This window comes from Paenibacillus sp. FSL H8-0259, assembly GCF_037963255.1.
GTDB lineage: Bacteria > Bacillota > Bacilli > Paenibacillales > Paenibacillaceae > Paenibacillus_AQ > Paenibacillus_AQ phytohabitans.
This window is the reverse complement of sequence record NZ_CP150147.1, coordinates 2,894,790-2,908,521: the sequence shown is the minus strand read 5'-3', so window position 1 is coordinate 2,908,521 and position 13,732 is coordinate 2,894,790. Positions and strand designations below refer to the sequence as shown.

The window sequence follows — 13,732 nt, the reverse complement described above, 5'->3', positions numbered from 1 at the left end:
ACAATACCCCGGTAGGCTATGAGCCGACCGGGGTATTGTTTTGCTGTCTGTCTTTGAAATAGGTTAGCAGGAAGGTACGGAATGAACGGGCCACCAGCGGCAGCTTGCCGTCCGCCCTGTGAATCAGCCCCACCGTTCTTGTAACCGAGGGTTCAACGACCCGGACCTGCGCCGGCTGCATCGGATTGGTCTGGTAGAACGCCATCTCCGGCAGCAGACTCACTCCCATCCCGGCAGCTACCAGACCGCGGATCGTATCTGTCTCCCCGCCTTCAAAAGCAATCTGCGGCTTGAAGCCCGCCTGCAGACAAGCCTGCCATACAATCGGCCGCAGTGAGTAGCCTTGGCTGAATAAGACAAATTTCTCTTCCCGCAGCTGTTCCAGCCGGATCACTTCCTCTCCGGCCAGCGGATGATTCTGCGGCAGAATGGCGAACAACTCTTCAGTCATCACAATATCTCCGGCCACATGCCCGTCATTCTCCGGAAATGGAGAAATGAAGGCCAGATCCACCTCACCCGAAATCACATCCTTAATTAACGACGGATAGGCCCCCTGCTTAAAGCGGAATTTAACATGCGGATAATGACGGCGGAATTCCGCAACAATGGAAGGAATGAGATGGGTCCCGAGACTATGCGGGAAGCCGATGCGGATCTCCCCGCGCTCCGGATCAAGGAATTCATGAACCTCCGCCACTGAACGGTCCAGTTCATTAAGGAGCGACTCTACTCTTTTGCAAAAGAGCTGTCCGACGGGAGTAAGCTGCAGGTTCCTCCCTTTCTGCATGAACAGATCTACACCGAGCTCCTGCTCAAGCTGATGGATCTGGCGGCTTACTGCAGATTGTGCGACATGCAGCTCCTCCGCCGCTCTGGTGACATGTTCCTTTTGGGCAACCTTTAGAAAATACTGCAGCTGTCTAAGCTCCACATCTACACCCTCTCTTATCGTCGGTTTCGTTTGAACACGCGGATCATTAGTCCGTAAATGAAGAAGCCGGCTATCAGACCGCCGATATGGGCCATATAATCTACATGCGGTGTGGCAAACGACATAATAATCCCCATCACCAGGAGGCCGTACAGCGTCTTGCGCGAGCCCTCGTCCATCATCGTTCTTTGCAGTAACGCAATGTAGAGGAATGCTCCATAAACGGCGTAGATGGCTCCAGAGGCGCCTACAGAGACAATCCCGATCTCTACTACTCCGCGGCCGCTGATGGCAACCCCCAGAAGGTTCGCCAGGAACCCGCCGGCCAGATACAGCAGCGCATACCGCCACCAGCCCATCAGCCGCTCCAGGGGAGGCGCAAATACCAGCAGGGCGAAACTGTTAAAGAACAGATGGGCAAACCCGTTATGCAGGAACATGGCCGCAGCGTAGCGCCACAGCTCATCTTTCTCCGGTCCGACATTTACCGTTGCCCCGAACTTCACGAGAGTCTGCAGATTCGTTGAGCCGCCATTCAGCGACAGTACAATGAACATCAGCACATTGGCCAGAATCAGCACACAGGTTACCGGATAATACCGGAGATAACTTTTCCACTTCTCGTATCGTATGAAAATCATAGCACCCATCCTTTTATGTATGTTTGTCCGGCTCGACATTCAGCTTCTAAAAAGATTATAATTTATTGTGGCAGTAACAATCCAATATTGCAATCCAAGGAGGAAACAAGGACATGACGCAAGAAAGAACAGGCGTAGCTACTTTTAAAGGCAATCCCATTACTCTCGTAGGACCTGAACTGAAGGCAGGAGATTCCGCACCCGCATTCGTGGTAAGCAAGAATCTGCTGGAAGATGCTTCACTCGGTGATTATGCCGGCAAAATAAAGCTGATCAGCGTTGTGCCTTCCCTCGACACCGGCGTGTGCGATGCACAGACCCGCCGCTTCAACAGCGAGGCTGCCGGTCTCGGCGATGACGTGGTTATCCTCACTATCAGCACAGACCTGCCTTTCGCTCAGGCACGCTGGTGCGGCGCTGCAGGCATTGACAGTGTAATTACACTCTCCGACCATAAGGAAACCTCTTTCGGACAAGCCTACGGCGTACTGATCAAGGAATTCCGTCTGGATATGCGTTCCATCTTCGTTGTGGACAAGAATGACAAGCTGGCTTATGTTGAATACCTCAGCGAAATGGCGGAGCATCCGGACTATGAAGCTGCCATCTCTGCTGTTCGGGCACTGCTGTAACCGCAAGCGCACCATACTTATACATTTTCAGTCTTACTTTTGTGAAAAAAAGCGGCAGAAGGTCATCCTTCTCCCGCTTTTTGCGTATGATGAGCCCTATTTATTAATGCCCGGCACGGCCTGTACCGCGCTTAGAAACCGCATACAATCTCTGGACAGAAAAGTGCAGCTTGCTCTTAGTCAGCCTTATATTTGCCCAGCTTCTTATCCAGTGACTGGTACAGACGCTGAATGACACGGTAATTGGCACCCAAATCGCCAAGCGATCCTCTGGATGCGGAATACATATCTACGGCACAGCGTACCGGCGAGGTACTCAGCACAGATACGGTGATATCCAGTGTGCGGCCGAACGCCGTTCTCTTCTCCAGGGTGATCTCCCCTACAGACTGTACTTCGTGAAGCACTTTGAATCCAGGAATCTTCTTCAGCGTTGCGGATACTTCATCCCACGCCTTGTCTCTTGAAAGAGTGTAATAACGTGTTTTGAGTGTCGGATCTTTTGCACGGTCGCTTGTTCCGTCATGACTGCGAAATAAACCGACCAAGGTTCTTTTCAACGACAAAATTCTTCCCCCTCTTCAAATCCCAAGTTCATTACTCTAAGTGTAACACTCTTATCCCCGGAACAAAAGAGCATAGCGCACTTTGTCCGGGTAAATAGCCCGGCCAGACAGGGCAGTCCTAACATCCCGCTTCCATTAGCTGGCGGGAACAGCAATGCACTTACAAGTGCTCACAAAAAAACCGGAACACACACCATAAAAGGCACCCTACTCCTGCAGTGAGCAGGTAACAGGGTGCCTTGTCAAAAACAGTAGAAAACCCGCCTATGCCGTCCGGCTGCAGTGTCTTCTGAACCTGCTATAGCAGGTGGGTGACCGCAGAAGTCGTTTTTGAATTCCCCAAGTCGTATAGACAGGGCTGTTCAGCCGCGCTTCATGTAGATCTCCCAAGACATTATCATTGGTTCAAAACAACGAGCAACCATAACGTACATCGCAGGATTTATTAATATTATATTGCGTTTTAACGAAAATGTAAACCTGTATGCGCTTTAATTAACACTGGAATAAATTTCCGTCAAAATTATTGATCTTTCGGTTACCGGAATGTTAACTCTTCTTGAGGTTAATACCCTCTTCCGCTTCCTCATCATCCTCGTCAGAAGGCATGCCTTCATTCTCGGCTGCTTCCAGCGCCGCCTGCTCTTCAGCCAGCTTCTTCTTCTCCACCTGCAGCTGCAGCTTGTTGTACGTTGCATAGAAGTTAAAGAAAGCAAGCATAGCAATGAATGTAGGAATACAAAGAGCGTAGAGCACCGGATACCGCAGACCTATATAGAGAAGAACCGCTGAACCAATTAGTGTTGAGAATACACGGATCGGCCGGGCGATGGTCAACAGAATGGAGTTGGTCACCACTTCCTTGAAGGTCATCTGGTAATGAACCACGATCGAGAAGAAATTGAACATGGAAACGAACAAAATAATCATCAGCACGAGCATCAGGATACCGACGATTTTGAAATTGGCCATTTGTGTCATGTATACGGTAACATCAACGTACATAATCACGAACAGCAGGGTGTAGATAATACCTCCAAGCATGCTTTTGAAATAATTCTCTTTGTACCCCTGAAAAAAAGTGCGGAATGTGCTTACATCTGTGTTGCCCATCACCCATTTGCGCACCACTGTAAACAACGCCGCCGTAGCGGGAAATACAGTGAATGGCGCGAGTACGCCAAGTACCCAGTTGAGCGTGATCTGCTCATTCGGTCCGCCTGCTTCCGAACCCAGCATAATCATCTTCATAACTCCTGCGAACAGAAATGGAACCGAACACAGTGCCCACAAAATATTACTGAAGGCAATACGTGATATCCATTCTGTGATGCGGTATAAACCGCCCATTGCTCCCTTAAACTCCAATTCCCTTCCTCCTGTCTATCTAGCGCATACTGCGTATCTTAACTATACCCTATTTGACCCGGACTTTTCCAGCGCCCAAGTTTACAAGTTATAGGTAAGTGTCTACGCAAGCTCTGTGATTCGTCCATATATTAGAATCGTAACCACAACAACCACTGTTTAAAGGAGGTTAATCCCATGTCCGCACCCGGTTGCTGCAATCCTTGGACTTCCACCGGCACCATTCTGGTCCTGTTCATCCTGCTCGTCATTATTACCCGCACTTTCATCTAATCGTGCATGATAAGGATAAGGTATTACTCGAAGCATATAAATTCTTATCTCTGCAAAAAAAGAAGACGAGAACCGCTCGCGGTCGCTCGTCTTCTTCCTATGTCAAACACAATGCTTAAACGTCGTAATCCTGTTTAGCCGGACGGGTGCTTGTGCTGCTTGGGCGGGCCGACGGTTTACGGTCTGCGCTGCGGCTTGCACCGCCATCGCGTCCTGCTCCCGCATCACGGTTGCCTTTGTAGCCGCCGCCGTAGCTGCTGCCGCTGTTGCTGCCATAGCCGCTGCTGTAGCCGCCACGCGTGCTTCCGCCGCTGCTGGCATTATCACGGTTACCGCGATAGCCGCCGCCACTGCTGCTGCCAGTTCCGGAGCCTGTACGGTTGCCGCCATAGCCGCCGCCGTTAGGCTTGCGTCCGCTGCGGATATCGTTCTTGCCTCCGCGGCGTTTCGCGCGGATCGGATCTTCAGGAGTCAGCTCGATTTGCGCATCCTTGTTATCGCCGGTAAGAAGCTTCATAGCTGCGGATAGCAGCTGTACAGAATCATATTGTTCCAGCAATTGAATGGCAATACCTTTGTATTCGTTCAGTTCGCCGCCGTCCTCAACCATTGCCAGCAGACGTTCAGCTGTAATGCGCTGTTTGCCTTCAATAGCCTCAGCCATAGTAGGAAGCGGTTTACGGGTAATGCGGTGACGGGTAACACGTTCGATCAGGTGCAGGTGATCCATTTCGCGAGGAGTTACGAAGGACCATGCAGTTCCTTCTTTACCGGCACGGCCGGTACGGCCGATACGGTGTACATAGCTTTCCGGATCCTGCGGAAGGTCAAAGTTAATTACATGAGTTACACCGGAAACGTCCAGACCGCGGGCTGCAACGTCTGTAGCAACCAGTACATCAATACTGCCGTCGCGGAATTTGCGCATTACAGCATCGCGCTGGTTCTGCGACAAGTCACCATGCAGGCCATCAGCGGAATATCCGCGTTTCTGCAGTCCTTCAGCAAGCTCGTCTACCCGGCGTTTGGTACGGCCGAAGACGATAGCCAGATCAGGGGACTCCATATCAATCAAACGGCTGAGCGCTTCAAACTTCTGGCGTTCAGGAACTTCAATATAAGCCTGATCGATTAGCGGTGCACTGATTTGCTTAGGAATTACGGATACATGCTGTGGGTTCTTCAGGAACTGCTGGGCAAGACGTTGAATGTTAGGAGGCATAGTAGCCGAGAAGAGCATCGTCTGGCGTTCTTCCGGAACGAGCTTGAGGATCGTCTGGATATCCTCCATGAATCCCATATCCAGCATTTCATCAGCTTCATCAAGTACAATGGTCTGTACATCATCAAGACGGATGGTTTTGCGGTTGATATGATCCAGGAGACGTCCAGGAGTACCAATAATAATCTGTGGTTTCTTCTTAAGTCCGCGGATTTGACGGCCGATATCCTGCCCGCCGTAGATGGCCAGTGAACGAAGTCCCTTGAAGCGGGTCAATTTGCCGATTTCTTCTGCTACTTGGATAGCAAGCTCGCGTGTAGGCGTCATAATCAATGCAACAATTTTCTCTTCTTCCCGGGCGATCTTGGAAATGAGGGGAATCCCGAAAGCAGCGGTCTTACCTGTACCCGTCTGTGCCTGGCCGATCAGATCCGATCCGGCCATTGCAAGAGGGATAGCTTGCTCCTGAATGGGTGTTGCTTCCTCAAATCCTAGTTCAGTGATTGCCTGTAGCACTTTTGGCTCCAAGCCGAATTCTGCGAATGTTTTCAAATTATTCATGCTCCTTCTATACAGTGGACATTCCACATGCTTGTCTGTATTCTTAAGTAGCGGTAAACACATTTATAGGCTGTCCAATCATGCCGTATTTCCTGCATGGTTTAGCGCGTATTGGGACAAAAAAAATGTCCTATGATCAGGCCACTACATATACCTGACAACTGTAACTTCGCATTCTAAGCAATGCAAAAATACCATTGTAACGTCCTACTCAAGAATATCCTATACATTATATCACAAACCGGATCAGGAATACCAGTACATTCCTTTCTTTCATTACTTACATTAAACATAGAGGTGAATTTGTTTGTTGAAACTCAGACTATTCGGGAGTTATATGGCCGTAATCTTCGGTTCTGCGATGATTGCCTGCGGCTTCAATCTGTTCCTGATCCCGCACAGACTGCTCAGTGGAGGAGTATCAGGCCTGGCCATGCTGGTCGGTTACTTCACTCCATTTAACATCAGCCTGCTGTATTTACTCTTTAATGTGCCACTGCTTGCCGCCGGCTGGTTCCAGCTTGGACGGAGGTTCATTATCCTCAGTATCCTCTCTGTCGGAGCCACAACCTGGCTGATGACCCTGGTGCCGGTGCATCAGGTATCCTCGGATATGCTGCTGGCTTCCGTCTTCGGAGGGGTGCTTGTAGGTGTCGGGGCCGGAGTGTCTTTCCGTGTGGGCGGCTCGTCCGGCGGTTTCGATATTCTGGGCTCGATTATTACACGTTACCGCGATTTCCCGATTGGCAATGTCCTGGTCGGCCTTAACGGGCTCGTTATTCTGGCCGCAGCTTATTTCGATAACAACTGGAACCTGGCACTTGCATCCATGGTCTCCATTTATGTAAGCGGCAAGGTCGTCGATCTGATTCATGTCAGCCACATCAAAGTCACCGTCTATATAGTAACAACCCGGACGGATGAGCTTCTGCAGCAATTGCTGGGGCTTCAGCGCGGTGTCACAAAGATTAAGACGGAAGGTGCTTATTCTCATGTGGAACGGGACATGCTAATGACAGTGACCACACGGTACGAACTCGCAGAGCTCAAACGGATCATCAAAACAAGCGACCCGCAGGCTTTTGTGAACATCGTTGAAACAGTCGGGGTTATGGGGTCTTTCCGCAAAAGATAGGCTCCGAAAAAAATGCGCATATTTTAAAATTGTGATATATTAGTACCACGCAGGACCCTTATCAATTTCATGAAGATTGTGATTTACCCCTCTTTTTTCCAGGCACTTCGTTTTTCCGGGTGGACCCTGAATTCTAATTCAGTTCGATTCGAAAAAGGAAAGGGTGATTTTTGTGGAAATGGAAACGGTAAAACTGTCAGCAATCGTCATGAGGTGGTATCCCGATATGATACCGTTTCTGAAGCAGGACGAACTCAATTCTGTAATCGTTCTGCGTGACGGTCTAAGCATTCTGGAACCGGCAGATGCCATGGATATCATCCATTACAGCATTTGCGAGCATCAGAATTCTGCGTATCTTCACTAAGCAAGCTGCCCTAAGAGCAAGTTTTTATAGTTGCCGCTTCGGATTCGGCCTTCGTGCCGGATCCGAGCGGCATTTACTTTTTAATTCAGCGGTTCAAAATCCGTACATCCCGTTTATAAACAACAAGAGCGGTTTTTTATGACACCAAAAATTACGGGTATTGTTACAAGTCTGTTCTTTTTGAGTGCATCCGTTACTTTATACTTTAAGGGAATGTACATAAAGGGAGCGAATAACGAATGAACATCACCTGGGCATTACTGATGATGGCCCTGGGAGGCGTTGGAGTGCCGAATAACGGCCACGACGCTGATGTGGCAGCAGCACTGCAGAGCGCCATGAATCCCCCCATCGTCGCAGAACACACTACGAATCCAGAGGCAACAGCGATTACACCGGGTGGAGCTGGCAGCACGGCAGCACCTGAACCCTCACCAAGCGCAACACCAGACGCAGCACTTCATACCGATCCGCAGCCGGATGCACCTAAGGTTAAGGGGATTTATGTAACAGCCTACAGCGCCGGGGGCGAACGCATGGAAACCCTGCTCGCTCTGCTCGACAAGACGGAACTGAATTCCATGGTCATCGATATCAAGGATGACGCGGGTTACATCACATACAAAACGGATAACACAGAGCTCCAGCAAATGGGACATCCCCAGCCGTTCATTGGAGACATCAACAAGCTGATGACACGTCTGAAGGAGCATGACGTATATCCGATTGCCCGGATTGTTGTTTTCAAGGACTCTGTATTGGCCAAGAAGAACAAGGAATTATCCTTTGTAAATACCGACGGCTCAGTCTGGGCTAACAAAGGCGGAGACAGCTTCGTGAATCCTTATAATGAAGCGGTGTGGAAGTACAATGTGGATATTGCCAAAGAAGCCGCGAAGCTCGGATTCAAGGAAATTCAATTTGACTATGTACGCTTCCCTGAAGGCTTCGAGAAACGTGCAGATACATTGAAATACACCAAGAGTGACAGACCGCGTGTAGAAATCATTGCCGACTTTGTCAAATATGCCAAAGCAGAGCTCGCGCCGCTGGGCGTACGTGTATCTGTTGATATTTTCGGCTATGCAGCGTCAGTTCCTGCAGCAGAGGGCATTGGCCAGGATTTCGTCAAAATATCGAAGAATGTGGATGTCATCAGCCCGATGGTCTATCCAAGCCATTACTCTACCGGCTGGTTTGACGTCAAAGATCCGGACAAGGACCCTTATGCTACAATCAAAGGCTCAATGGTCGATACGCACAAGAAGCTTGATCCGCTCGGCAGCTACAAGCCGGTAATTCGTCCATGGATACAGGATTTCACCGCCAGCTGGCTCGGCAGCGGCCATTATGTCAAATACGGCAAAAAGCAGGTTGAAGACCAGATCCGGGCCTTGAAAGACGAGAACGTGGATGAATTCCTGCTCTGGAATGCCAATAACCGTTATACCTCGGAAGTGGATTACGAACAATAAGCTTACAGCAATTATCTGATGTATCCAATCTCCATAAGACATCACCATAAGACGATCCGGAACCCGGCAGCTGCCGGGTTTTTTACTGAGAATTAAGCAAGTACATCCTACAACTACTATTAAGATAACGGGGCACCCACTATTATGAAACAGACTTCTTCCATTAAACAAAAAGCCGGACAGTTTCTGCATATCCTGCTTCCGATCCTTATTACTCAGATCGCCTTGTCAGCCATTACTTTCTTCGATACGAACATGTCCGGTAAATTCGGTACGAACGATCTCGCCGGTGTTGCTATCGGCACAAGCTTGTGGATTCCGATCCAGACCGGACTAAGCGGGATTCTAATGGGAATTACGCCGATTGTCTCCCATCTGATCGGCAGCCGCCGCAATAAAGATGTCGCCCACCAGGTCATGCAAGGCATGTGGCTCTCCTTGCTCGTATCGGTGCTGGTGCTCATTCTGGGCGGATTGGCCTTATCGCCGGTACTCAATTTCATGAACCTGGAGCCAGAGGTACGCGATATCGCATTCCGGTTCCTGCGGGCGATTTCTTTTGGCATCATACCGTTGTTCGGCTATACCGTAGTCCGCAGCTGCATTGACGCACTGGGTCAGACCCGCGTCTCGATGTTCATCACACTGATTGCTCTTCCGGTTAACGTGGGACTCAATTACCTTCTGATCTTCGGTAACTTCGGATTCCCCCGCCTTGGCGGAGTAGGTGCCGGTGTAGCCTCAGCCATTACATACTGGGTAATCTTCCTGATTTCCCTGGTCTTTATCTATCGTGCCGAGCCCTTCAGAGGCCTGCAGCTCTTCCGCAAATTCCATGCCATGTCGCTGGGCAGCTTTAAGGAACTGCTGAAGATCGGTGTACCTATCGGCTTCTCAATCTTTTTTGAAACTGCGGTTTTCTCAGCCGTAACGCTGCTTATGAGCCGCTTTGATACGGTTACTATTGCAGCCCACCAGGCAGCGATCAACTTCGCGTCCACCCTGTATATGATTCCGCTGAGCATCTGTATGAGTCTGACGATACTTGTCGGTTTCGAGAGCGGCTCCGGCCGGCTTAAGGATGCCCGCCAGTACGGATTCATGGGCATTGGTACGGCAGCGGTCCTCTCCCTGCTTACCGCGCTGGTGCTGCTGTTTGCCGGCAGCCATGTCGCCGGGCTATATTCGGATGCACCTGAAGTGATATCGCTAATTCAGCATTTCCTGATCTATGCAATCTTTTTCCAAATCTCCGATGCTATCGCAACTCCAATTCAAGGTGTTCTGCGGGGGTATAAGGATGTTACCCCTGCCTTCATCATTTGCTTCGTTGCATACTGGGTAATTGGTCTTCCGGTTGGCTATCTGCTCGCCACTTATACGGATCTGGGCGCTTACGGCTACTGGATCGGGCTGATTACGGGTCTGGCTATTGGAGCTATTCTGCTGCTGTCGCGGCTCATTCGGGTGCAGCGAAGATTCGCTCTTGAGAAGGCTTGAGTAATTTACAGCTTATATTCGAAAAACAGCCGCAGGCAAGAGGTTAATCCTCCTGTCTGCGGCTGTTCTATTTTACCGGCTTTTCACAAGCAGTTGTACTGCTTCCTTGATGACCTGATCCGGAGTATTTCCCTTTGCCAGCTCCTCCTGAATGCAGTGCTCCAGATTGTCTCCAATAACTGCACCAGCAGTGCGGTCTACGGCGGTTCTGATCGCGGTCAGCTGGGTTACAATCTCCCGGCAATCCTTGCCCTCCTCCAGCATGCTGAGAACACCCCTAACCTGACCTTCTATACGCTTCAATCTGTTTATTATTGCCTTGTCATATTCCACGGTTTCTTCGCCCCTTTAAATGAACAGATTAACTCCCGAATCCTCTGCGGCACCGAGATAGCTGGCAACACCGCCGATCTCTACCCCTTCTATCAATTCTTCCTGTGATATACCCATGATGTCCATACTCATAGAACAAGCCATCAGCTTCACACCGGCATTAAGTGCCCCCTGCATAAGCTGCTCCAGTGAATCTACATTCTTGCGTTTCATCGTGTAGCGGATCAGCCGCGCACCCAGCCCGCCCATATTCATTCTTGATAAGGGTAGCTTACGTGTCCCTTGCGGCATCATCATTCCAAACATTCTGTCGAGTCCGGCTTTCTTCACCTGCGGGGTCTGCCCGCGCCGCAGCACATTCAGCCCCCAGAAAGTAAAGAACATCGTTACCTGCTTCCCCATCGCGGCAGCACCTGAGGCAATGATGAAGGATGCAATGGTTTTGTCCAGATCGCCGCTGAAGACAACCATGGTCGTCCCTTCTGTGACTTGGGGATTCTGCACCTGAAACACATCATCTGCTGTATTCCATGACCCTTTGCGTACCAGCGCCTTCACTTTGCCCTCAGATACATCTACAGATTCCAGGGTGTTATGCGTCTTGCTGCACCACTGCCTGATGTCAGCGGCAAAACCAAAATCCGTTGCAGAAATCTCAACCCTCTGGCCATCTTCCATTGACTTTAGTGTCTCATATACTTTGAGTATAGGGCCCGGACATTGCAAACCGCAAGCATCCAGTATAAGACGCTGTTCATTCCCGTGTTCTGTCCGGTTATTCACGGCATTGGCAGGAGCCGCTGAACCGGACGAAGCCTTGCGCTTCCCGGTACTCTGCAGCTGACTTTCTTCCATCACAGCATAAGTCTTATATCCACCGTCAACATTCCTTACCTGATAACCGTTTTGGCTTAGTATTCTGGCAGCAATATAGCCGCGCAGCCCTACCTGGCAGGATACCGCAATTTCCTTATCCCGCGGGATTTCCGTTAGACGCTCTCTCAGCTCTGGCAGCGGAATGTTTATAGAGCCGGGTATATAGCCTGCTGACCGTTCCACTTCTTCCCTCACATCAATGATAAGTCCGCCGCCGTGCGAAAAGTCATCCACCTCATGCCACTGGAGGTTTGCTACAAGTCCCTCCAGCAGATTGGAGGCTACGTAGCCTGCCATATTTACCGGGTCCTTGGCTGAGGAGTATGGAGGAGCATATGACAATTCTATATCGGCCAGCTCATTAGCCTTAAGATTGCCGCGGATGGCTGTGGCAATTACATCGATTCTTTTATCAACACCGGTGCTGCCCGCCGCCTGCGCTCCGTAAATGGCTCCTGTCTGCGGATTGAATAACAGCTTCATGGCTATCGGTGCAGCACCGGGATAATATCCGGCATGGGAATTCGGATGTATATGCACCGCTTCATAAGGTACCCCAAGAGACTTAAGCGTCTTCTCGTTATTACCGGTAAGAGCGGCAGTTAAACCAAAAATCTTAATAATCGCCGTTCCCATTGCCCCATTGTATGAAGCTTCGCGCCCATTAATATGATCTGCAGCGAGACGGCCCTGCCGGTTCGCCCCCCAGGCAAGAGAAAACATGGTATCAAACCCTTGAATACGGTCCTTGACTTCAATGACATCCCCAACGGCATAGATGGCCGGATCACTGGTCTGTAATTGGGCATTTACTTTAACTGCTCCACGGACACCAAGTGCAAGCCCGCTGCTGCGTGCCAGATCATTCTCGGGACTGACACCAATTGCCAAAATCACCATATCGGTACTGAGCACTTCACCGGAGGAGAGGCGCAGCAGGCTGCCCTGTTGTTCAAAAGCCTCTACACCTTCATTCAGCCGCACTTCAACACCATGCAGCCGCATATGCTCTTCCAGCGGGCGGGCCATTTCCGGATCGAGCGGATTGAGAATCTGCTGTCCCCGGTCAATTACAGTTACTTCAAGACCCCGCTCCCGCAGATTCTCCGCCATTTCAAGGCCGATAAAGCCTGCGCCGATAACTGTAGCATGTCGGGGCTTTCGGCGGTCTACATAAGCTTTGATACGGTCGGTATCGGGAATATTTCTTAGGGTGAACAGATTCTCCGCTGCAGAAATACCCTCAATAGACGGCACTATCGGCCGCGCACCCGGAGACAGCACTATAATATCGTATGGAATTTGTTCAACCTCTCCGGTCTTACTATTCCGGCACTCTACCCGCTTATGTTCACGGTCAATCTGCGTGGCCTCAGTAAATACTCTCACATCGATATTGAACCGGGCCCGTATACCGGCAGGTGTCTGCAGAAACAGCTTTTCTCTGGAATCAATAGTTTCTCCGATGTAATAGGGCAGCCCGCAGTTGGCAAAGGAAACATGCTCTCCACGTTCCAGAATAATAATCCGGTCTTCCTCATTCAATCTTCTTAAACGTGCAGCAGTTGACGCTCCTCCTGCTACTCCGCCAATAATGACAATAGTTCTTCCCACTTCTAGTTCCCCCTTATAAAATAATACCCCTACGGGTATAAATATATACGGGTGGGGGTATATAGTCAAGTGAGAAAAAGATGTTTTGCTGTAGGTCATGGCACCCGTATATGGAATAATACTATTTATCTTTTCCAGCTCAGAGCAAAGAAATATCGAGTTAAGCATATCCTTCTAATTATGATCACAGGAAAAAGACCGCCTGTCTCCAGGCGGTCTTAAAGGCAATATAATA

At 50.0% G+C, this 13,732-nt stretch carries 13 protein-coding genes and 1 other RNA gene; 6 read left to right on the top strand and 8 right to left on the bottom strand.

Features of this window, described 5'->3' with window-relative positions; genetic code table 11:
* Positions 1–16 precede the first annotated feature (16 nt).
* A complete protein-coding gene (locus tag NSU01_RS12195; RefSeq protein WP_039299738.1) occupies positions 17–934 on the bottom strand; it encodes a LysR family transcriptional regulator in 918 nt (305 codons plus the stop codon).
* Between the two features lie 14 nt (positions 935–948).
* Positions 949–1,575 (bottom strand): rhomboid family intramembrane serine protease, encoded by a 627-nt coding sequence (locus tag NSU01_RS12190; protein WP_042135735.1) that lies wholly within the window; start codon positions 1,573–1,575, stop codon positions 949–951.
* Between the two features lie 113 nt (positions 1,576–1,688).
* Here NSU01_RS12190 and tpx point away from each other — a divergent pair, with 113 nt between their 5' ends.
* Complete coding sequence (tpx, locus tag NSU01_RS12185) at positions 1,689–2,207, top strand: thiol peroxidase (protein WP_042135733.1); 519 nt, start codon at positions 1,689–1,691, stop codon at positions 2,205–2,207.
* Positions 2,208–2,383: 176 nt separating this feature from the next.
* Here the strand turns inward: tpx and NSU01_RS12180 are convergent, their stop codons facing one another.
* From NSU01_RS12180 to NSU01_RS12170, 3 genes are all read right to left on the bottom strand, one after another.
* The gene (locus tag NSU01_RS12180; RefSeq protein ID WP_039299722.1) at positions 2,384–2,773 is read right to left on the bottom strand and encodes a DUF1499 domain-containing protein; all 390 of its coding nucleotides are present in this window, start codon (positions 2,771–2,773) and stop codon (positions 2,384–2,386) included.
* Between the two features lie 253 nt (positions 2,774–3,026).
* Positions 3,027–3,218: non-coding RNA, 6S RNA (gene ssrS / locus NSU01_RS12175), on the bottom strand.
* A gap of 104 nt (positions 3,219–3,322) precedes the next feature.
* On the bottom strand, positions 3,323–4,141 hold the full coding sequence (locus NSU01_RS12170; protein WP_076244234.1) for a DUF624 domain-containing protein: 819 nt from the start codon (positions 4,139–4,141) through the stop codon (positions 3,323–3,325).
* Between the two features lie 177 nt (positions 4,142–4,318).
* On the opposite strand from NSU01_RS12170, the gene NSU01_RS12165 reads away from it, so the two are divergent.
* On the top strand, positions 4,319–4,414 hold the full coding sequence (locus NSU01_RS12165; RefSeq protein WP_039299719.1) for a hypothetical protein: 96 nt from the start codon (positions 4,319–4,321) through the stop codon (positions 4,412–4,414).
* Between the two features lie 115 nt (positions 4,415–4,529).
* Here NSU01_RS12165 and NSU01_RS12160 read toward each other — a convergent pair whose 3' ends face one another.
* A complete protein-coding gene (locus NSU01_RS12160) occupies positions 4,530–6,188 on the bottom strand; it encodes a DEAD/DEAH box helicase (protein ID WP_042135729.1) in 1,659 nt (552 codons plus the stop codon).
* Between the two features lie 346 nt (positions 6,189–6,534).
* Here NSU01_RS12160 and NSU01_RS12155 point away from each other — a divergent pair, with 346 nt between their 5' ends.
* The 4 genes from NSU01_RS12155 to NSU01_RS12140 all read left to right on the top strand — a co-directional run bounded on the left by NSU01_RS12155 (position 6,535) and on the right by NSU01_RS12140 (position 10,674).
* Positions 6,535–7,332: a YitT family protein gene (locus NSU01_RS12155; protein WP_076244232.1), complete on the top strand. Its 798-nt coding sequence runs from the start codon at positions 6,535–6,537 to the stop codon at positions 7,330–7,332.
* Positions 7,333–7,510: 178 nt separating this feature from the next.
* The gene (locus tag NSU01_RS12150) at positions 7,511–7,699 is read left to right on the top strand and encodes a hypothetical protein (protein ID WP_171718441.1); all 189 of its coding nucleotides are present in this window, start codon (positions 7,511–7,513) and stop codon (positions 7,697–7,699) included.
* 239 nt (positions 7,700–7,938) lie between these two features.
* A complete protein-coding gene (locus NSU01_RS12145) occupies positions 7,939–9,174 on the top strand; it encodes a putative glycoside hydrolase (RefSeq protein WP_076244230.1) in 1,236 nt (411 codons plus the stop codon).
* A 144-nt stretch (positions 9,175–9,318) separates the two neighbouring features.
* Entirely contained in the window at positions 9,319–10,674 is a 1,356-nt protein-coding gene (locus NSU01_RS12140) for an MATE family efflux transporter (protein ID WP_042135723.1), read from the top strand.
* Positions 10,675–10,746: 72 nt separating this feature from the next.
* On the opposite strand, the gene NSU01_RS12135 is transcribed toward NSU01_RS12140, so the two are convergent.
* Both NSU01_RS12135 and NSU01_RS12130 read right to left on the bottom strand, forming a co-directional pair.
* Positions 10,747–11,007, bottom strand: a complete 261-nt coding sequence (locus NSU01_RS12135) for a metal-sensitive transcriptional regulator (RefSeq protein WP_042235028.1) — start codon at positions 11,005–11,007, stop codon at positions 10,747–10,749.
* A 15-nt stretch (positions 11,008–11,022) separates the two neighbouring features.
* Positions 11,023–13,497, bottom strand: coding sequence for an FAD-dependent oxidoreductase (locus NSU01_RS12130; protein WP_076244228.1), 2,475 nt, complete (start codon positions 13,495–13,497; stop codon positions 11,023–11,025).
* Between the last annotated feature and the right edge of the window lie 235 nt (positions 13,498–13,732).